Source organism: Companilactobacillus alimentarius DSM 20249 (assembly GCF_002849895.1).
GTDB classification, from domain to species: domain Bacteria; phylum Bacillota; class Bacilli; order Lactobacillales; family Lactobacillaceae; genus Companilactobacillus; species Companilactobacillus alimentarius.
Window position 1 is genome coordinate 2,084,097 of record NZ_CP018867.1, and the last position, 19,216, is coordinate 2,103,312.

General features: G+C 35.8%; 19 protein-coding genes. 10 read left to right on the plus strand and 9 right to left on the minus strand.

Annotation, left to right across the window (positions count from 1 at the left end):
- The first annotated feature begins 279 nt into the window (after positions 1–279).
- The gene (locus LA20249_RS09925; protein WP_057737681.1) at positions 280–627 is read left to right on the plus strand and encodes a hypothetical protein; all 348 of its coding nucleotides are present in this window, start codon (positions 280–282) and stop codon (positions 625–627) included.
- 273 nt (positions 628–900) lie between these two features.
- Here LA20249_RS09925 and LA20249_RS09935 read toward each other — a convergent pair whose 3' ends face one another.
- The gene (locus tag LA20249_RS09935) at positions 901–1,821 is read right to left on the minus strand and encodes a DMT family transporter (RefSeq protein ID WP_057737679.1); all 921 of its coding nucleotides are present in this window, start codon (positions 1,819–1,821) and stop codon (positions 901–903) included.
- A gap of 125 nt (positions 1,822–1,946) precedes the next feature.
- Between LA20249_RS09935 and LA20249_RS09940 the strand changes: the two genes are divergently transcribed.
- Together LA20249_RS09940 and LA20249_RS09945 are read left to right on the plus strand one after the other, a co-directional pair.
- Entirely contained in the window at positions 1,947–2,843 is an 897-nt protein-coding gene (locus tag LA20249_RS09940) for an ABC transporter ATP-binding protein (protein ID WP_057737678.1), read from the plus strand.
- Entirely contained in the window at positions 2,836–4,059 is a 1,224-nt protein-coding gene (locus LA20249_RS09945; RefSeq protein WP_057737675.1) for an ABC transporter permease, read from the plus strand. The genes LA20249_RS09940 and LA20249_RS09945 overlap by 8 nt, the downstream gene beginning before the upstream one ends.
- 82 nt (positions 4,060–4,141) lie before the next feature.
- On the opposite strand, the gene LA20249_RS09950 is transcribed toward LA20249_RS09945, so the two are convergent.
- Entirely contained in the window at positions 4,142–4,861 is a 720-nt protein-coding gene (locus LA20249_RS09950; protein ID WP_057737673.1) for an MIP/aquaporin family protein, read from the minus strand.
- A 338-nt stretch (positions 4,862–5,199) separates the two neighbouring features.
- Here LA20249_RS09950 and LA20249_RS09955 point away from each other — a divergent pair, with 338 nt between their 5' ends.
- Together LA20249_RS09955 and LA20249_RS09960 are read left to right on the plus strand one after the other, a co-directional pair.
- Positions 5,200–6,144 (plus strand): D-2-hydroxyacid dehydrogenase, encoded by a 945-nt coding sequence (locus LA20249_RS09955; protein WP_057737671.1) that lies wholly within the window; start codon positions 5,200–5,202, stop codon positions 6,142–6,144.
- A 50-nt stretch (positions 6,145–6,194) separates the two neighbouring features.
- Positions 6,195–6,626: a hypothetical protein gene (locus tag LA20249_RS09960; RefSeq protein ID WP_146983814.1), complete on the plus strand. Its 432-nt coding sequence runs from the start codon at positions 6,195–6,197 to the stop codon at positions 6,624–6,626.
- Positions 6,627–6,707: 81 nt separating this feature from the next.
- Here LA20249_RS09960 and LA20249_RS09965 read toward each other — a convergent pair whose 3' ends face one another.
- A complete protein-coding gene (locus LA20249_RS09965; protein WP_235806733.1) occupies positions 6,708–8,153 on the minus strand; it encodes an APC family permease in 1,446 nt (481 codons plus the stop codon).
- A gap of 237 nt (positions 8,154–8,390) precedes the next feature.
- Between LA20249_RS09965 and LA20249_RS09970 the strand changes: the two genes are divergently transcribed.
- Both LA20249_RS09970 and LA20249_RS09975 read left to right on the plus strand, forming a co-directional pair.
- The gene (locus tag LA20249_RS09970) at positions 8,391–10,478 is read left to right on the plus strand and encodes a putative ornithine decarboxylase (RefSeq protein WP_057737665.1); all 2,088 of its coding nucleotides are present in this window, start codon (positions 8,391–8,393) and stop codon (positions 10,476–10,478) included.
- A 17-nt stretch (positions 10,479–10,495) separates the two neighbouring features.
- Positions 10,496–11,758, plus strand: a complete 1,263-nt coding sequence (locus tag LA20249_RS09975) for a methionine gamma-lyase family protein (RefSeq protein WP_057737663.1) — start codon at positions 10,496–10,498, stop codon at positions 11,756–11,758.
- 54 nt (positions 11,759–11,812) lie between these two features.
- Here LA20249_RS09975 and LA20249_RS09980 read toward each other — a convergent pair whose 3' ends face one another.
- The 4 genes from LA20249_RS09980 to proB form a co-directional block, all read right to left on the minus strand.
- Positions 11,813–12,283 carry a GNAT family N-acetyltransferase gene (locus tag LA20249_RS09980; protein WP_057737661.1) on the minus strand — a complete coding sequence of 157 codons (471 nt, stop codon included), beginning with the start codon at positions 12,281–12,283 and terminating at the stop codon, positions 11,813–11,815.
- On the minus strand, positions 12,264–13,511 hold the full coding sequence (locus LA20249_RS09985) for a glutamate-5-semialdehyde dehydrogenase (RefSeq protein WP_057737659.1): 1,248 nt from the start codon (positions 13,509–13,511) through the stop codon (positions 12,264–12,266). The genes LA20249_RS09980 and LA20249_RS09985 overlap by 20 nt, the downstream gene beginning before the upstream one ends.
- Positions 13,512–13,708: 197 nt before the next feature.
- A complete protein-coding gene (locus LA20249_RS09990) occupies positions 13,709–14,128 on the minus strand; it encodes a MarR family winged helix-turn-helix transcriptional regulator (protein WP_057737657.1) in 420 nt (139 codons plus the stop codon).
- A gap of 14 nt (positions 14,129–14,142) precedes the next feature.
- Positions 14,143–14,952, minus strand: coding sequence for a glutamate 5-kinase (proB, locus tag LA20249_RS09995; protein ID WP_057737655.1), 810 nt, complete (start codon positions 14,950–14,952; stop codon positions 14,143–14,145).
- A 103-nt stretch (positions 14,953–15,055) separates the two neighbouring features.
- On the opposite strand from proB, the gene LA20249_RS10000 reads away from it, so the two are divergent.
- From LA20249_RS10000 to LA20249_RS10010, 3 genes are all read left to right on the plus strand, one after another.
- Entirely contained in the window at positions 15,056–15,334 is a 279-nt protein-coding gene (locus LA20249_RS10000) for a hypothetical protein (RefSeq protein WP_057737654.1), read from the plus strand.
- Between the two features lie 716 nt (positions 15,335–16,050).
- The gene (locus LA20249_RS10005) at positions 16,051–16,326 is read left to right on the plus strand and encodes a hypothetical protein (protein WP_146983815.1); all 276 of its coding nucleotides are present in this window, start codon (positions 16,051–16,053) and stop codon (positions 16,324–16,326) included.
- 137 nt (positions 16,327–16,463) lie between these two features.
- Entirely contained in the window at positions 16,464–17,216 is a 753-nt protein-coding gene (locus LA20249_RS10010) for an alpha/beta fold hydrolase (protein ID WP_057737649.1), read from the plus strand.
- Here the strand turns inward: LA20249_RS10010 and LA20249_RS10015 are convergent.
- Together LA20249_RS10015 and LA20249_RS10020 are read right to left on the minus strand one after the other, a co-directional pair.
- On the minus strand, positions 17,204–18,595 hold the full coding sequence (locus LA20249_RS10015) for a DHA2 family efflux MFS transporter permease subunit (RefSeq protein WP_057737647.1): 1,392 nt from the start codon (positions 18,593–18,595) through the stop codon (positions 17,204–17,206). The genes LA20249_RS10010 and LA20249_RS10015 overlap by 13 nt on opposite strands.
- Positions 18,592–19,020 carry a MarR family winged helix-turn-helix transcriptional regulator gene (locus LA20249_RS10020; RefSeq protein WP_057737645.1) on the minus strand — a complete coding sequence of 143 codons (429 nt, stop codon included), beginning with the start codon at positions 19,018–19,020 and terminating at the stop codon, positions 18,592–18,594. The genes LA20249_RS10015 and LA20249_RS10020 overlap by 4 nt, the downstream gene beginning before the upstream one ends.
- Positions 19,021–19,216: the final 196 nt, after the last annotated feature.

The following is a 19,216-nucleotide window of genomic DNA, read 5'->3' on the forward strand; positions in this document are numbered from 1 at the left end:
TAGTGATAAAATTCAATTATTAAAATTCAACTTCTTTTGAATAGATATTATACATTGTGATGTATTTAACATGGAATATAAAGGTATTATTATTTTTGATAAATAGAAAATGAATTTTATAAGCAAGGAGACAAATGATGAGATTAATGAGAAATAAAATATTTTCAATTAATTTAATTTTGTTAACTTGTTTAGTATTCTTAAGTGGATGCTCCAATAAAATATTTGTAACGTCAAAAAGTGATACAGGTCAAGCAACTGAGAAAAAGGTTAAATAAATTGACACCGGGAAAGGTTTTTTCGGATGACGCTATTGTTATTCAAGGAACAGTAATTAATCTGGCAGAAATGAAAGATAAACAATTTAGTCCGAGAATTAAAGCTACACTACTAGTGAATAAAGTTGTACTTGGGGATACGTCGCTCAAAGGTAAAAGAATTAAAACTGAATTTGGGGGAGGTATTGCTAAAACAAAGGAAATTTATACGGATATTGAGGGTAATTACTTAAGAAAAGATTACGGATATACTAATCCGCAAACAAGGGTGTTTGTATCTTATTCTAGTTTTCCGATTCCTCAAATTTTCTATTGTCACAAAAATCAAAAAATATTCCGAGAAGAATAAATATCAGGCAAAAATGTACAAACAAAACTATGGGTTAACAACTAGGAACTTTTATATAATTAGAGATCCATATATTTTATTTTGGGTTAAAAAGAAAGGTGAATATTATCCTAATAATCCACAATTAAGGAAAAGTGGAAATAGTCGCATGACTGACTTGAATAAATTTGTAAATAAAAAGACTAATAATAAGTAAAAATATAGACATGAATATCTCTTGTTGTACTTGGTTTTATCACCGTACTGTGTTGAGAAAATTCATGCCTATTATTTTTAATCCTTATTTTTATATCGAAATTTTAAATGAAATAAATTAGGTGGCAAAGCCTGTAAAAATGTGATTCCTAAAATCAACAATGCACCAATTAATTCAGCACCACTGATTTTAGTATTCAAGATGGTTACAGCTAAAATTGTTGCAGTCAAAGGCTCAAAAGCACTCAACATTCCGGTTGTAGATGGGGATAAGTAATTGAGACTTTGCAGATAAAATAGATAAGAAAACATTGTTCCACCTGTAACAATGAAAATAATTGAAATCCATGCTGTCGAAGTCATAGCAGGAACATTTGTCAGATCCGCAAAGGGAGCAAAGACAATCCCACCTAAAAGCATTGACCAGCCGGTGACGATTCGTGCGTCAAATCTTTTTAATAAGCCACGAGGCAGCAATGTGTATGAAGCCTGACTCAATCCCGAGCCGACACCCCAAAAGATTGCTGCTGGTGATAACATTAATTGTCCTAAATGTCCGTGTGTCACTAGAAGAAAAGTTCCTAAAAGAGCTAAAACAATAGAGATTAAGTCAATTCTTCTAGGCAATTCTAATTTGCGTAGTGAAAGGTAAATGATAATGAACAGCGGTCCTAGAAATTGTAAAACAGTGGCAGTAGGAGCATTGCCGTATTTGATAGCCATAAAGTAAGTGTATTGTGCGGGCAACATTCCTAGTAATCCAAACGCTAATAATTGAATGATATATCGCGGCTTTTTTAGGATGGCGAAGAGTTCTTTGGAATCTGAAAAATAGCACCAAATAACTAACATTAATCCTGCAAAGATTAAACGAATCCCTACGATCCAGTGGGTAGGAATGCTTTCTTCTGTAAATAAATATTGCGCGATACTCCCCGAGAATCCCCAAAGAACTGGACCCATAATGGCATAGAAAAACCCCTTTTGCTTATCAGTCATAGATAAATCTCCCCTAAACTAATATTAAGTAATACTCTAACACAAGTTATTTCATAAAAAAGTAGTCGACTTAGTAAAAGAACAAGGTTATTCCTGTATAATTCAAATTAATAGGGAGGGAATCGATGCTAAAAATAGATAATATCAGCAAAAAATTCGATAAGCTACAAGCATTAGACCAAGTATCGTTTAATGTTGAAGATGGTCAAATATTGGGATTGATTGGTCAAAATGGTGCCGGTAAATCAACAACATTTCACAGTATTTTAAACTTTTTACATTATCAGGGAACGATTACTTGGAATGATGAAACAATTAATGAGAAATCCTTTGATGAAATTGGATACCTGCCAGAAGAGCGGAGCTTGATGCCTAAATTGACGATTGAGCAACAAATTATTTACTTGGCTCGTTTAAAAGATAAGTCAGCTAAAGAGATTCGTCCACAAATTGATGATTGGCTGAAGAAGTTTGCCGTTAAAGGGGATAAAAAAGATAAAATTAAGGATTTATCTAAAGGTAACCAACAAAAGGTTCAATTAATCTGTACTCTGATTCATAATCCTAAATTGATTATATTAGATGAACCGTTCAGTGGATTAGATCCAGTTAATTCCGATTTGCTTAAGCAAGCTATTATTACGGCAAAAGAAAATGGAGCAGCTATTATTTTCTCTAGTCATGATATGGAAAACGTAGAAGAAATATGTGATAAATTAGTAATGCTTCGCAATGGAAAAGTCGTTTTGAATGGAACAGTGGAAGAAGTCAGACAAGCTTTTGGTAAAACTAGAGTTTATGTTACGACCGATAAGAAAATTGAAGAATTAGCACAATTGCCACACGTTGTGGCTGCCAAACCATTGGAGAATCGGCGTTTTATTTTATATTTGGACGAAGAGGATTCTGGAAAGATTCTTTTCGATGAATTGACTCATGGAAAATATATTGAAGAGTTCAGTCAACAGCCACCGACTTTAAATGAGATCTTTAGAAGAAAGGCGGGGGAAAAAGATGAATAAATTGTGGATCGTAACTTTCGAAACCTTTTTGAGACAAGTCAAATCGTGGAGTTTTGTAATGCTGGTCTTAGGACCATTCTTGATGTTTGCTCTTACAATAGGAGCCGGCTATGTGGGGGCTTCTGGTGCAGATAATAGTGATAGTATTGCAGTTATTAGTTCGAATAAGCAACTGAAAGATAGTTTTGTTAAGGCTAATAAAGATGACGTTAAAGCCAATATTTCTGATAAGAAAACAGCTATTAAGAAAATGAATAAAGGAAATTTAGCTGGTTATTTAGTTTTAAAAACTGATGCTAAAAAAGTAACAGCCAAGTATTATGGGACGAATTCTTTAGACTCTTCTTTGAAGTCAAAAATTAATAGTTTTTTGTTAACGTCACAACAACAGTTGAATTTTGCTAATGCTAAACTGTCTAAGACGCAGTCGCAGTCACTTCAACAACAACCAAAATTAACAGAAAAAATTCAAAAGAAGACGGGAACAGCTAATTTAGCTAAGATTATTTCATTTTGGATTACAGTCATCATGGTCTATATGATTTTGATTACTTATACAAGTATTACATCACAAGAAATTGCCTCGGAAAAAGGTACTAAAATCATGGAAATTATCTTTTCTAGTACAACGGCAGTTAAGTATTTCCTGGGTAAAATATTTGGAGTTTTGTTAGTCATTTTGACGCAAATCTTGGTCTACTTAGTAGGTGGCTGGGGTGCGTACGTCTTTGCGGAACATTCTTCACTAACGAAGTCGTTTATTAATGATTATCAATCGTTGATTACTTCAGTTTTACATAATTTGTTAAGTGTCAATTTAGTTTATCTATTGTTGGGAGTGGTTATTTATACGATTCTAGCAGCGTTTTGCGGTGCATTAGTTGCTAAAGTCGAGGATGCTTCTAAGGCAGCGCAGCCAGTCATTATGCTGAATTTAGTAGCGTTTTTCATCACATTCCCATTCCAAAACAATGTTGATTCTATTTTTGCCAAAATCTTATCCTATGTACCATTTTTCTCATCATATTTCATGCCTTTACGTTTGATCAATAACAATGCTAGTGGATTAGAAGTAACGATTTCTTTATTGATTCTTCTAGTAAGTATTGTTTTATTGGCGATGTATATTGGGAAAATTTATCAAGGATTGATGTTACAGACAGATGATTCCAGTTTTTGGAAGAGATTCAAACGAGGAATATCATATAGTAAATAAAGTGTAAGATATCAAAATAAAAACGTCAGGTAATCATATTGATTACCTGACGTTTTACTTTTTACTTTAAACAAAAATAATTTTAGAAGAAAGCTCCGTATAATTTAACGGCACAAATTGCACCAAGAATTGGAGCTAGAACTGGCACCCAACTGTATTTCCATTGGGATGAACCTTTTGGATCTAAAGGCAATATTGCATGCAATAGACGTGGACCCAAGTCACGAGCAGGGTTCAAGGCTGGTCCAGTTGGTCCACCAAAGGATACAACCAAACACATAACCAAGAATCCTAATCCGATAAAGTCAGCACGAGGATCGATGTGATCTGATGTCAAAGCAACGGCACCAAAAACCAGAATAAATGTTCCAATAAATTCATTGATAAAACCATTGATACGACTGTTCTCAGCATCGATTGTTGAGAATGTTCCTAAAATACTTTCAACGTTTTCTGTCTTGTTGTAATAAGGTTTGTAGGCCGCTACGATCATCAATTGACCAAAGATAGCTCCTAAAAATTGAGCAATGATATATGGACCAACTTCAGCCCATGGGAATTCACCATTAAAAGCTAAAGCCAAAGTCATCGCTGGATTGATTTGACCACCTGAAATGGGACCAAACATCATGGCTGGTACCATAACACCGATACCATAACCAAATCCAATTAAGATCCACCCACCGTGGAAACCTTTTGTTCCTTTTAATTCAACGTTGGCAACAGAACCATTACCAAGGGCAACCATGATGGCTGTTCCGATAAATTCAGCAACGCAACGTACTAACAACGTATAGTGCATAATAAATACTACCCCTAAATGTAATTAAATTTTCTCACTATGTCTAAGTTACTATCAGCAAAACACGAATATTAAAAATCACTCAAAAATGGGTCAGCTATTCAAGATTCGTTCTAATTTGTCTTTAATGAGTGAATATTTTCCAAATTTCACATTAAAAAATTGCCCCATCAATAAAGGGCAATTTTCACTAACATAAATAGTAAAATAAATCAAATAATGAGCAACGTTTAATATTGTATCATACATTCCGAATATTTTTTGGCAATCCAGTAAAAATTGAGAAGTATTTGCTATATAGTAATAATATAACCTAAATTTAAAAATGAGGTAGAAAGATGAAAGTTCTTAGTTTAGTTAATTTAACCAAAAAGCAAAAAGAGAAAGTTGAATCAATCAGTAATGTTGATCTAAAAATTATTTCTCCAAAGCAAGTTACACCAAAAGATTTAGATGGTGTTGAGGTACTTTATGATTGGTCCAATACATTAAAGGATGCAGTTCTAAAAAGTGATACGTTGAATTGGATCCAAGTAGTTCGTGCAGGAGTTGATGCTTTGCCATTACCCGAATTGAATGATAAAGGGGTTATTTTAACTAATGGTTCAGGTGCTAATGCGATTAATATTGCCGAACAGACCTTGACTTATATGTTGATGTTTGAACGTCGAATGAATTTGACTGCTCGTCATCAAGATGAAAAACTTTGGAAACATGACGAAGGTTATGATGAGGTTTATAACAAGACCGTCATGATTGTTGGAGTTGGCCATATTGGAAGTCTGATTGCCAAATATGCTAAAGCTTTGGGTATGAAAACTATCGGAGTTCGTCACAGCGATAAGCCTGTTGAATACATTGATGAAATGATTCCAATGTCAGAACTTTCGCAAAGAATTAACGAAGTGCATTTTGTGGTTAATTCTTTGCCTGATACTGAAGAGACGATTGGCATGTTTAATCAAGATCTCTTTAATTCTATGTCTAAGAAGGCTTATTACATCAATATTGGTCGTGGTAAAACAACTAATATGGATGATTTAGTTACTGCTTTAGATAATGATGAAATTGCTGGAGCTGGATTGGATGTTACAACACCTGAGCCACTACCAACTAGCAGTCCACTTTGGGATATGTCCAATGTAATCATTACTCCACATGATGCAGGCATGAGCGTACACTATGAGGAACGTGCTTTTGATATTTTCAAACGTAATTTGAAGTCATATGTTGAAAATGGCGAAGTCGTCGAGAATGTCGTTAATTATTCAATGGGGTATTAATAAAAATCTGACTTGAGAAATAAACACGATGTAGATAGAATTAGACTAGATTGACGAAAGGAAAAACGATGTTATCTAGTGACTATTTTATAGGCTTCATGTTAGTTTTCTTGTTTTGGCTACTTTTACTACTTTTGGAAATAATTTTGAACATGAGAAACACGATAATAGAATTATCTTTCTTTTCTGATGAAAAATTGAGTACTTTAGATAAGAAACTCGATCAGCGATTTGGTGCCCACTTTCAGGGTCTGTTTGAAATATTAGAGTTCATAATTATCGGATATATCGTTTACTCGATATTGACAGACTTGAGATTTCAAGGAGTCCAATTGGATCAACATTCGTTGGGTCAGATTATCTTCTTGTCGGTGATTGTTGTCGCAGTCATTGTAGGAGATGTGATTCTGATCACTAAGGATTTACATATTTATAAATTTATCAAACATTCCGTTGCTTTGTCGCAAAAGAATGCCAATTGATTGAAATATTTGCAAGTATCAAAACAGGGAAGCTGGTAATCATAATTGATTACTCGGCTCCCCTGTTTTTTAATAAAAATTTTAGATTAATTCTTCACGTTTTTGTTCGCGTTTACGAAGCCATGGCATTACAAAACCAAGCCCGAATAGAACGATTACCGTGATAAAGTTCAAAAGTAGCTGATGGTTGAAAGCACCAGTACCAAATTTAGCTTCCTGAGGGATGAATCCTAAGGTAGCACAGATAAAGGTAAAGGCTAAACACCAGCCACCAACAATTAAGGCACCAGTTTTATTCTTGATGAAAGTATAATCTGAATGGAATTTATCTTGGTGCAATCTCATAGCGACGAAGGCAAAGAAGACCCAACAAGTTTTATATGGCGAAATAATTCCATTAATGTTTAATAGCCAATTATAAATAGTATTGATATTTGGCAATGTTCCTGTCAGTAACAGTAAGAATAAACTTAAACCGGTTGTCATAGTGTAACTGTGAATAGGACGACCATTTTTATTTTTCTTAGTTAACCATTTAGGCATAAATTTATCCGCCACATCTCCGGCAAAGACTCGACTAGAAGCATCCAATAGAACAGCCAGTTGTGCCATCATAAAGATTGCTTGAACGACGGCGAAGATGTACATCAATAATTTACCGACGCCCAAACTATTTCCTAGAAGTTGGAAGGCGTAGTAAGGACCATTCATCTTGAAGTCATGAGGAATGTTGTGGGCGTTGAAGAACATTGCTAAGGCTAATGTTCCAAAGATTGTTAAGAAACCAGTCATGATAGCTAATAGCCACATAGCTTTAGGAAATTCATGTTTTGGATCACGCATCTGTACAACGTATGGAGCAGCCAATTCAGCACCAGACATGGCAAAAATCAATAGTCCCGTCGTTGAGAAATATTTCAGACTGAAACTAGGTTTAAAAGCACCCCAGTTGAACGGCTGCGTAGCGATATGATGTCCGTGCATAACGGCGTAAGCGGCCAGCATAACGAACAGAAACGACATAATGAACATTGCGCCACCACCGATGAGTGACAGTAATTCTAGTGAATTCTTGATAACATTTTCTAATAAGATGAAAACTAAAATAATAATAAAAGTTAAAATACCAAACCAAAACGTCGACATTCTCTTGTCTAATGTGTTGTTGCCTAAAAACATCCAGCTGAACGAAACGATAACTGAGTTGGAAACGTCAACGATATAAGGGACGCTTTGTACCCAATACATCCATGATGTCCAATAACCTAAGGTATCATTGCTACTGTGCCGTACCCATGACGCAAGTCCTCCGGCTTGGTTATTGAAGGTAAGACTCATTTGACTAGAAATTAAAGCATAAGGAATAACGTAAGAGAAGAGTAGGAAAATCCATGATATGACCACGGAGAGTCCTTGATTTTGAAAAGGATAAAAGATGTTTTCAAAACTAATAATGGTTACGAAGTCGATCAAGGCGATGACCGGCCAACTTAAAAAGTGTTTCTTATTTGGTTCTAATGATTCCAATTTTATTTTCCCCCGAATTGTTTAGAAGTCTTGTTATACTAGGCTTTTTTACGTTAGGGGGCTTTAGTGTAAGTAAAGAACTATTGATTTTCACTTGTTTATAACCTCAATATGTAGATATAATCAATGCCGTAATAATTTTTCGTAAAATGAAAAAAACATACTCAGAAAATTATAGATATTTATACATTATTTGCAATACCTTTTTGTGATTTTCTGAAATAATAGGGGGATACTATGGACTTTCTAAAAATTGCCATCGGTGAAAATGTTAAGCTGAGTCACGCGATTGAATGGCCAGTTGTGCCATTTTCTAAGCAATCTAATCCATCAGAATTGGGCGTTATTGTTTTAAACGACCATGATTTAGCTGATCTAAAACTTGCTAGAAATCTACAAGAAACATCAGGTCTGGGTATCCCTATTATTCAGACTAATTCGGTTGATGATGTGACCGATAAAGTAATAAATGCAATTAAAGCGTACCAAAATAAAATGGTTCCAGGTTTTTTAAATGATTTGATTCAATTTGCTGAGGATAAGCCAATTAGTTTTACAACTCCAGGACATCATAACGGTCAATACTACGAAAAACATCCCGCAGGAGTAGTCTTCAATCGCTTCTTTGGTAAAAACTTAATGTTTGCCGATACGAGCGATACGGTTGATGAATTGGGCGATACGATGACCCATGGTGGAACGCCGCTAACAGCTGAACAGAAGGCAGCACAGACGTATAACGCTGATAAGGTCTACTTTTGTACGAATGGAACGACCAGCTCTAATTCAATCTGTGCGAGTGCTTTATTGTCGAAAGATGATTTAGTTTTGTTCGATCGAAATAATCACAAATCCTTATATAACAGTGCTTTATTAATGAGCGGTGCCAAACCAGTTTATGTTCCAACGGATAGAAATCCCTTAGGGTTGATTGGGGAAATGGATCCTGAGGCTTTAAACGAGGAAAATATTAGACGCGAGATTTCTAAGGTTGATCCTCAAAAGGCTCATGCCAAAAGACCGTTTAGATTAGCTATTTTACAGTTAGAGACTTATGATGGAGTCTTTTATGACGCTAAATGGATTATCGAAAAAATTGGAAAACTCTGCGATTATATTTTATTTGATTGTGCTTGGGGCGGCTTTGAGCAATTTGTTCCTATTATGAAACACCTTTCACCGTTGGAATTGGACTATGGTCCACAAGATCCAGGAATCCTAGTGACCCAATCGCTGCACAAACAACAAGCAGGCTTGGCCCAAACGTCACAGATTTTGAAAAAGGATGCTCACATCAAAGGTCAGAGTCGTTACGTTGATCATAAGCATTTTAATAATGCTTACTTAAAATTTGTGACTTCAAGTTATTCTTATCCAATATATGCATCGCTAACGGTTAATGCTTATTTGACGGCTGGTAAAGGAAACAAGCTTTGGTGGGATAAAATATTACGTTTGGGTATAGAGTGGCGTAAGGAATTATTACAAAAGTCGCAATTATTCCGTCCCTTAGTTCCAGATAACTTTGCCAAATTCAGTACTGATTATTTAGCGACACACAGTGAATGTTGGAATTTAACTAGGAATGATAATTGGCATGGATTTCAAAAGATAGCTGACGGGCAAGCAATGCTTGATCCTTTAAAAATTACCGTTATAACGCCGGGAATTGATATTAAAAAAGCTGAATATCAAAAAGATGGAATACCTGGTCCGGTGGTGGCAGAATTCTTAATGGAAAAACGGATTATTCGTGCTAAAGATGATTTGAATTCACTCTTATTTTTATTAACGCCCGGCGATACGAAAGCAGAATTAGATATTTTATTGCAAGCGTTTTTGGAATTTGAAAAGTTGTATTTGGCGGATGCACCGTTGAATGAAGTGCTGCCTAAGTTAGTAAAACAGTATCCGAAGCGTTATCGAAACTATACATTAAAGCAATTGTGCCAAGAGATGCACCAGTATTATCAAAAGAATCAGACTTTTACTCTACAAAGAGAATTATTTGCTAAAACCGATATGCAAGATTATACGATGGCGCCATCACAGGCAGATCAATTGTTTATGAAGAACCAAAGTGAATTGGTCGATTTAAAGGATGTTGAAGGTCGAATTGCAGCAGAGGGCGCGTTGCCATATCCTCCCGGCGTCTTCATCGTAGCTCCTGGTGAAAAGTGGCAGAAAGTTGATTTGAAATATTTTGAGGACCTAGTAGGAGCGATTGAACGCTTTCCTGGTTTTGTGCCAGAGATTCAAGGTGTATATTGGGATAAGAATGCCGATGGAACCATTTTTGTTCAAGCTGAAGTTTTGAAAAAGTAATTATTGAGGAGTTTATTATGTCATTATTATGGACAGACGATTTACCAGAGGATTTAAAAAATAAAGTGGACAAAGTTGAGAAGTTGATTCAACCGCGGCTAAAAGAGATTGATCAACAAGTTTTATATAACCAACAGCGAGTATTGAATTTATTCAGAAAACATCGTGTTGGCGAAGAGGATTTAGTGCCATCAACTGGGTATGGCTACGATGATATTGGTCGTGATAAAATTGAGGCGATTTATGCTGATTACTTCAAGGCTGATGATGCCTTGGTTCGTCCACAATTTGCATCAGGGACGCATGCTATTTCTATAGCTTTATTTAGTATGTTGCGTCCAGGCAATACGCTTTATTATTTAACGGGAACTCCTTACGATACGATTCAAGAGGTTATTGGACTAGCTGGAAACAAGCGAGGCAATATGAAGGAGTATGGTATTAACTTTAAAACAACGGAATTGTTAGATAATGGTGCTGTTAACTATGATCAAGCTCAAAAGGATTTACAAGACGATTCTATCAAAGTCGTAGCAATTCAACGCTCGCGTGGTTATGCGGTTCGTGATAGCTTTACGGTTGAAAAGATTAGTAAAATGATTGAATTTGTTAAATCAATTAGACCAGATGTTAATATTTTTATTGATAATTGCTATGGCGAGTTCTCTGAAAAAGAGGAACCAACTTTTTATGGGGCTGATCTTATGGCAGGGTCGCTCTATAAGAATGCTGGAGCTGGTCTAGTTAAAAGTGGGGCTTACGTTGTTGGCCGAGAAGACTTAGTTGATGGAGCTGGTTCACGACTGACTGTTCCCGGTGCTGGTAAGGGCGAAGGAGCTACTTGGGGTTATTTGCGTGACTTCTATCAAGGCTTCTTCATGGCCGCACATACGACAGGTGAAGCTTTAAAAGGGATGATATTCACCTCAGCCTTATGCGAGGAAATGGGAATGAATGTTTCTCCAAAATGGGATGCCCCTAGAACGGATATCGTGCAGACGGTATCTTTTGGTAAGCCTGATCCAATGGTAAAATTCTGTGCTGCTATTCAACATTATTCGCCAATGAATTCATTCGTTGATCCAATCCCTAGTCATCAAGATGGTTATGAAGATGATGTGGTTATGGCTTCGGGAAGTTTTGTCGAAGGTTCAACAATCGAATTGTCGTCAGATGGACCAATTAGACCACCATATTCACTTTATATTCAAGGTGGATTATCGTACGCACATGTACAAATTGCGATTACACAAGCAGTTAATGAAACCTTTTATAAGTAAAACAAAAATACCAGAACAACAACTTTTTACGATTGTTGTACTGGTATTTTTTGATTAATCGAGATTTTTTCTTAATCGGATCATGTCCTTTAAAACTAATTTGTTTTCAATAATAGGCTCGTCATAGTTATCAACAAAGAAGTTGGTATCAATGTTAACAACTCGAAAGCCGCATTTTTGATACAAATAGAGCTGTGCAAAACTAGTACTGCCGGTTCCAATTTCAACTGTATGATATTGGTGTTTTTTAGCCCAAGTTAATCCAAAATTAACTAATCGTTCACCGTAGCCTTGGTTTTGGAATCTTTCGTCCACGGCTAAATTAACAATTTCCACTGTTTTTGGTCGCGTGTCGATTAACAAAATGACACCTAACAAATCTTTTCCACAGACTAGTTCGTATTTGTAAGCACGATCTAGATAACTTGCAATAATTTTCTTAGATGGATCGGCTTCTAAAAATAATTGATAGTGTTTTTCTGTGATTTGGGAAATCTTTTTTATTTTACTTTCTAATTTGTCCATCGCCTTGCACCAGATATTTCGTTGTGGTCAATTCGTTGGCACCCATAGGGCCTCGAGCGTGTAATTTTTGTGTACTGATTCCAATTTCAGCACCGAAGCCGAATTGTTGGCCATCGGTAAATCTTGTTGAGGCGTTTGTATAAACTACGGCAGCATCAATTTGTTTCATAAACTTGCGACTGGCTGAATAGTTCTCCGTTATAATGGCTTCACTGTGTTTAGTATTGTATTTGTTGATGTGCTTGATGGCGTCATCCAGTGAATCGACTATCTTAATAGCAATGATGTAGTCGTCATATTCAGTATTCCAATCGTCTTTTGTGGCAGGGACAATATCAGGCACGATAGCACGACAGAGAATATCCCCACGAACCTCGACGCTATTGGCACGCAAAGCGTCATATAGATCGGGTAAAAACTGATTAGCAATATCCTTGTGCAAAACTACTTTTTCAGCGGCATTGCAGACAGAAGGGCGTTGGACTTTTGCATTGATAATAATTTTTAAAGCCTTGTCCAAATCAGCATCCTTGTCAACGAAGATGTGGCAATTACCCGCTCCAGTTTCGATGATTGGCACCTTACTTTTATCGACAACCATCTTGATAAATTTGCCACTGCCACGTGGAATCAAGACGTCAATGTAGTCAGTCAATTCCATCATTTTTTGGGCAGTTTCGTGGCTGACGTCGTCAATCAATTGAACAGCGTTAGAGTTGATACCAACTTCTTTTAAGGCCTGACGAAGGGTCTCTGATAAGGCAATATTAGAGTTGATAGCCTCCTTTCCACCACGTAGGATTACGGCATTGCCAGCTTTGAAACAGAGCCCAGCTGCATCAACTGTAACGTTAGGGCGTGCTTCATAGATCATCCCGATAACACCTAAAGGGACTCGCTCTTGTGTAATATCTAAGCCGGAAACTGTTTCCCAACCGCGATCAATTTTTCCAATGGGATCAGGCAAGTCGACAACTTGACGCAAACTATCAGCCATGTCATTGATACGATCGGGCGTCAATAATAGTCGATCGAGCATAGCTTTTTTCATGCCGTTTTTTTGTGCATTTTCATAATCTTCTTTATTTGCTTCAATAATTTGTTTGGTATTTAAAACTAAACTATTAGCCATTTGTAAAAGGGCAGCATTCTTTACTTTGGAACCTAATTGGCCTAATTCAAAGGCAGCATCTTGGGCTTTTTGACCCATATTATTTAAATCAGTCATTCTATCACTCCTGAAACGCTTTCTATTTTCTAAGTATAGCAGTATTGATCAAAATTAAGACAAAAAAATAACAGATTGGCTATATCTGTTATTTTTCCGTCTAAGTAAAATTAAATTTTTAGTGTCGTTGAATTTGTGTTGCTGTCAACGTATTAATCATTGTATCGCAAATTATGTGGTTGTCAACATAGTTTGCTCTAATTATTAATATTTTTAATAATGTGAGCCATCATTTCCAAGAAGAGGCGTTTCTCTTCGGTACTTAGACCTGCAGTAGCCTTATTTTCCATTTCTAAGCAAATAGCTTGGATCTCAGAGGCTAATTGGCGACCCTTTGGAGTCAAACTTACCAAAGTGATACGTTTATCTTCTTTTGACTTATGCGTTTCGATTAAACCCGATTTGCTCATCCGATTAACTGATTTAGCAATTGTCGAGTGATCAACACATAAAGTTGTCACTAGTTGATTTTGTGAAATATTATTATTCTTTGATAATTCTAACAGAATCATATCCTGACCCGGGTATAATCCTAATGAACGCAATTTCTTAGTAGCGGAATTCTTATAGCTAGCAATAAGTGTAATGATAGCTTTAGCAATCGGGTAGTCGTTCATCTTGAGCCCTCCAATTAAATATTTTTTGAAAAAAGTGTCCCGATAGGGTCGCCAGCTAAAAGATTAAAAATGATTTCCGGATCTTTACCATTCGTTAAAATCATTTGCTGATTGTGTTTTAAAATCAATTCGGCCGCTTTTAATTTCGTAGTCATTCCGCCGGTTCCATATTTTGTACCGTGGCCACCTGCAGCTGCGATAATTTCTGGGTCGATTTGTTTGATAGTGTCAATTAATGTTGCGTCTGAAACCTTTAGCGGATTGGCGGAATAGAAACCATCAATATCTGACAACATAATCAATAAATCAGCGTCGACTAAATTGGTAACAATTGCGGAAAGTTGATCGTTATCGCCAAATTTAGTGTGATGATCTAATTCTGAAACTGTGACAGTATCATTTTCATTCACGATAGGAATTGTATTGTCCATAGAAAGTAATTCTTGAAAACTATTCATAACGTTAGTGTGACTTTCGGGATAATCGATTATATCACGTGTGATCAGAATTTGGGCAACTGACATACCGTATTCGTGGAAGGCTTCGTTATAGATTTGCATCAATTCAGCTTGTCCCACAGCAGCAACGGCTTGTTGTTTGGATATTTTGATGGGACGTTGGTCAATATTAAGAACGCCCATGCCGACGCCAATAGCACCAGATGAGACTAGGACAACGTCTTTGCCATTTTTCTTTAAAGTGCTTAAAACATAAGCCAGCTTTTTAATAACGGGTAAATTGATTTGACTATTTTGGCGAATCAAGGTACTGGTACCGACTTTAATGACGATTCGGTCGGCTGATATTTGTCGCTTATTTTGCATTATTCTTTTCCTCTGAAAATTAATTGGTGAAGTTTGTTGACTAATTAACACTAATATTATTATGCTAAAGCAAGAAGTGAAATAAGAAAAGGGTGTATTTAAATTGTATAAAGTATTAATCGTGCTCCATGAAGGTGACGACTATATTAGAATGAACAAAGTCTACATTGAAAGTATGCCTGTTGCCGGACAATATATCATTCATTCCGACGGATTAGCCTATTATGTTGAAGAAGTAACAACTTTTGTAGGCTATGTCAGCAGTAAGGGAGCTATTGCTATCGTGGTTGTCCATCCCGCTCCTAAGGATTCAGAAGTTAACAGACTCTATGGGATGGATATTGAAAAGGATCTAGATGATCCGGAATATAATAAGAAATAAACGACTCCATTAATTACCAAGTCATTGTGACAATAATCTTCTAGATTCCTTGAGAATTGGAAGATTATTTTTTTTGTATTAGTAAATGAATGTCCAAATTGTATAAAACAAGCTGGATTGGACATTAATAATTAAAAAATGAACCTACATTTTCTTGTATTTTGCGATAAAAATATATTTTTTGTCTATATTTGTAAACTTTTTTTACCAGAATTGGTCTTTACCAACTGTAGCAAGGGATTGAGAGCAAAAAAATAAAGGCCTACCACTAGCCTTTATTTTGCGAGAAATTAAATCAGAGCCTACCACTAACCCTGATTCCTAAGCAGTTGAGAAGGAGTACTACTCTAAAAGGATAACAATGAAATATTGTCAGGTTAATACATCTCGCTTATATAACCAAATTAATTATAAAACGTATATAAAAGTTTTTCTACAATCCAGAAAAAATAATTTGATTAAAAAAACAAAATATTAAAAAGATTCATAAATTAAATACACTATCTTGTCGTATTTGGAAATAGGCATGACAGATTTTTCTAAAAATGTCATAATTTAATATATAGAGAATGCTGATAGTATATAAATGGTTCAGAAAAGTATAATCATTTTATATAAAACTGAAAGCATCTCGGCACTTTTATGTTCCATAATAAGTGACGATAAGAGAGATTATTGCATGTTGAGGATATTTTGTAGAGAAGGGTGGTATGACTTTGAAAGAAGTAAGAGTTTCCAATGTAGAACGAGATAATTTTATTCGTTCGATGGAAGAGTCTGTCGGTTCCTTCAATTTGGGTTGCGAAGGATCATTAATAAACCTAGTATTTAAACATCTTAAGTTGCTTGAATATGATGATAGTTTAGAAGATGAGCTAGGCAAGTTTAGACACGACTTGATTAAGTATGATATTGATACTGGTCATCGTCATAATCGTGATGTCGAAGAGTTACTTTTTAAAATTAAAAATCGTAATTTACCATATATATAAGAATATTAATAATTATTAAAAGAAAAATGGTACCTACAAAGAGTGTGTTTCAAGCTCTTTGTAGGTACTATTTTTGAATGGAGTAGAAGTCTGCAATTTTAGATTGTCTGAGATATGATTTTCATGAGGTGCAAAAAATGTTAAAAATATATTCACGAATTATTCAAGACGTTCCTACGCTAGAAGTAGTTAAGGAAGAATTAACTGATCAAGCTTTACCATTAGTCATTTTTTACCACGGCTGGCGTTCAGCTAAAGAACAAGTTTTGACACAAGCAAGAAAGCTCGCTCGAAAAAATATTCGTGTGCTTTTGCCAGACGCGATCAATCACGGACAAAGGCATGCGGATGTTTCGTCTATCCCATCGTTTACCTTTTGGAATAGTATTCAGGGAAACATTTCCGAATTTTCATTATTGAGGGAATATTACCAAAGAAGAGATCTAATTAAGGACCAAAAAATCGGTGTCGGTGGCTATTCCATGGGTGGGATGACGACTTCGGCACTTTTAACAAGACATCCGGAAATCACCGCTGCCGCAGTCATTATGGGAACCCCTAATCTCAACGCTTATGCCCGCTTAGTTCGTGAAGATGCAGCCAAGAGAAAAATGTATTACCCTAAGGATTTAGAATTATTAACTAGTTGGATTAAATACTATGATCTTAACAGTCAACCAGAAAAGATTGCTCACCGACCAGTCTTATTTTGGCATGGAACCAGTGATCCAAGAATTCCTTACCGTCAATCAAAGGATTTCTTTGATCGAATCCAAGGAGAAGACTACGCTCAACAAGTTGCCTTCATTACTGGATATAAAGCTGGACACTTGGTGGAGCCTCGTTTGATGGATAAAATTGCTAATTTCTTTGAGTACTATTTAGAATGATTGGTTCTTGGAACAGCAAAGAAGAGAATAATAAAATTGATCAATCCTAAAACTACTAGCAAGATAAAAGCATGTTGAGAACCAATAGCGGTAGAAACCTTTGTGGACAATTGTGCGTTATTTTGACTTTGAGCAATAATGGTAGAAACAATGGAGGTACCAGTTGCTCCAGCAAATTGCTGCAAAGTATTGAAGAAGGCATTACCGTCAGCTTGATCTTGGTCAGTTAAGTATTTGAGTCCATCGGTCATGATGTTTCCAAATGACATCCCCATTCCGAACATATAGATAATATAGATCCAAATAATCATCGTATTGGTCAGATTTAGGCTTAAAAAGGTAAAGGCAAGCAGTGAAATGTCAGCTAAAGCGACCCCACTGAGAATAGGAATTCGAGCTCCAACTTCATCCAAAATTTTACCGCCTAGAGGAGCCAGGATTGCGCCCACAACACCGGCAGGAAGAACCGCTAAGCCAGCAATTGTAGCGTTGTCGTTGTTAACTAGTTGAATATAGTTAGGCAAAATGAAAGCGAAGCCTAATGATAAGATTTGGAAAAGAAAGAAGCTTAGTAGATGACCGCTGAAAATTTTATTTTTCAAAACATTGAGGTTCAATAACGGCTCAGAAATTTTTTGTGAACGGATAATGAAGCCTACTAAACCAATGATACCTAGAACAAAGGCTGTTATAACTAGAGGACTCATTTGGCTCATATTACTGAATCCAAAGATTAAACCAGTAAATGTCAAAATTAAAGCTAATAAACCGATAACGTCAAATTTGGATTTTCGAATTTGACTTTTTTGTTGAATATTTTTAATACCAAGGAAAAATGAAATAATCAGAATTGGTAATAGGATAACGAAAATATAACGCCAGCCCCAAGCACTAACGACTAATCCACCAAAGGTAGGACCAATAGCGGGAGCTACAGCAGTGATCAGAGTTCCTAATCCCATCATCAGACCAGTTTTACTTTCGGGAACACTTTCTAAAATGATATTAAACATTAATGGCAAAGCAATTCCAGTTCCTAATCCTTGAATGACTCGACCAAGTAATAATAGTGAAAATATTGGTGCGACAGCGTCGATCAAGACTCCAAAAATGAAGAAGAGATTGGCGTAAATAAAGAGAGTCTTTGTCTTAAAATTATGTTTAAAAAACGAAGATAATGGCACAATGATGGCGACTACTAGTAAATAAATTGTTGTCATCCATTGGACTGTAGAAGTTGTAACATTGAATTCTTTCATCAATGTAGGGAAGGAAATGTTCATTGATGTTTCGACGATTACCCCGCAAAAGGACATTAATCCTGTGGCAATAACCGCCAATAAAACTCGTAATGGTATTTTTTCTTGTTTTTCCATTATTCGACCTCCTTAAAATCTTTTTGAAATTGTAAAAATTTTTTAATGGTTTTGAGTTCGTCTGAACTGAAATTATTTTCGAGAATTTCTTGTTGATGAATCATGTAAGCCTTGATTTCTTTTTCTAATAAACGTGCCTTATCAGTGAGAAAAACTGATTTCTGCCGAGCATCTTTTTTGGCAGGTTGGCGATAAATCAGTTGCTTTTTCTCCATACGTTGTAGCGCGATTGTAGCTGTGGAGCGTTGAATAAAAAATTCATTTTCAATGTCACGTTGATAAAGTTCTTCATCTTGATGATGGCTTAAGAAATCAATGATCGACATCTGAACCCAAGTTGTATCGTATTTTTTGGCGAAAGCGTCGAAACGACGAGAAATTTGATTTGAAGCAATTTTAAGTAAAGTGTTAATATTTGTCCTTGTCATATTTGCCCCCTGTTTAATTAACGTTAGATGGCTAACAATTAATTATGCTACTACGAAAAAAAATAAAAAGCAATAGTAAGTCGTACAGTATAAATTTCTGTATATTAAAACAAATGGACAAGGTAATTATGCTTTGATTACCTTGTCCATTTGTTTTAATGCTCGAAAGTGGGCTATATTATGTCCTACTTTCGTA

Coding starts and splice junctions, on each gene's coding strand:
- LA20249_RS09935 (WP_057737679.1), bottom strand. CDS start 1,821: ATGACTGATAAGCAAAAGGGGTTTTTCTATGCCATTATGGGTCCAGTT.
- LA20249_RS09940 (WP_057737678.1), top strand. CDS start 1,947: ATGCTAAAAATAGATAATATCAGCAAAAAATTCGATAAGCTACAAGCA.
- LA20249_RS09945 (WP_057737675.1), top strand. CDS start 2,836: ATGAATAAATTGTGGATCGTAACTTTCGAAACCTTTTTGAGACAAGTC.
- LA20249_RS09950 (WP_057737673.1), bottom strand. CDS start 4,861: ATGCACTATACGTTGTTAGTACGTTGCGTTGCTGAATTTATCGGAACA.
- LA20249_RS09955 (WP_057737671.1), top strand. CDS start 5,200: ATGAAAGTTCTTAGTTTAGTTAATTTAACCAAAAAGCAAAAAGAGAAA.
- LA20249_RS09970 (WP_057737665.1), top strand. CDS start 8,391: ATGGACTTTCTAAAAATTGCCATCGGTGAAAATGTTAAGCTGAGTCAC.
- LA20249_RS09975 (WP_057737663.1), top strand. CDS start 10,496: ATGTCATTATTATGGACAGACGATTTACCAGAGGATTTAAAAAATAAA.
- LA20249_RS09980 (WP_057737661.1), bottom strand. CDS start 12,283: ATGGACAAATTAGAAAGTAAAATAAAAAAGATTTCCCAAATCACAGAA.
- LA20249_RS09985 (WP_057737659.1), bottom strand. CDS start 13,511: ATGACTGATTTAAATAATATGGGTCAAAAAGCCCAAGATGCTGCCTTT.
- LA20249_RS09990 (WP_057737657.1), bottom strand. CDS start 14,128: ATGAACGACTACCCGATTGCTAAAGCTATCATTACACTTATTGCTAGC.
- proB (WP_057737655.1), bottom strand. CDS start 14,952: ATGCAAAATAAGCGACAAATATCAGCCGACCGAATCGTCATTAAAGTC.
- LA20249_RS10010 (WP_057737649.1), top strand. CDS start 16,464: ATGTTAAAAATATATTCACGAATTATTCAAGACGTTCCTACGCTAGAA.
- LA20249_RS10020 (WP_057737645.1), bottom strand. CDS start 19,020: ATGACAAGGACAAATATTAACACTTTACTTAAAATTGCTTCAAATCAA.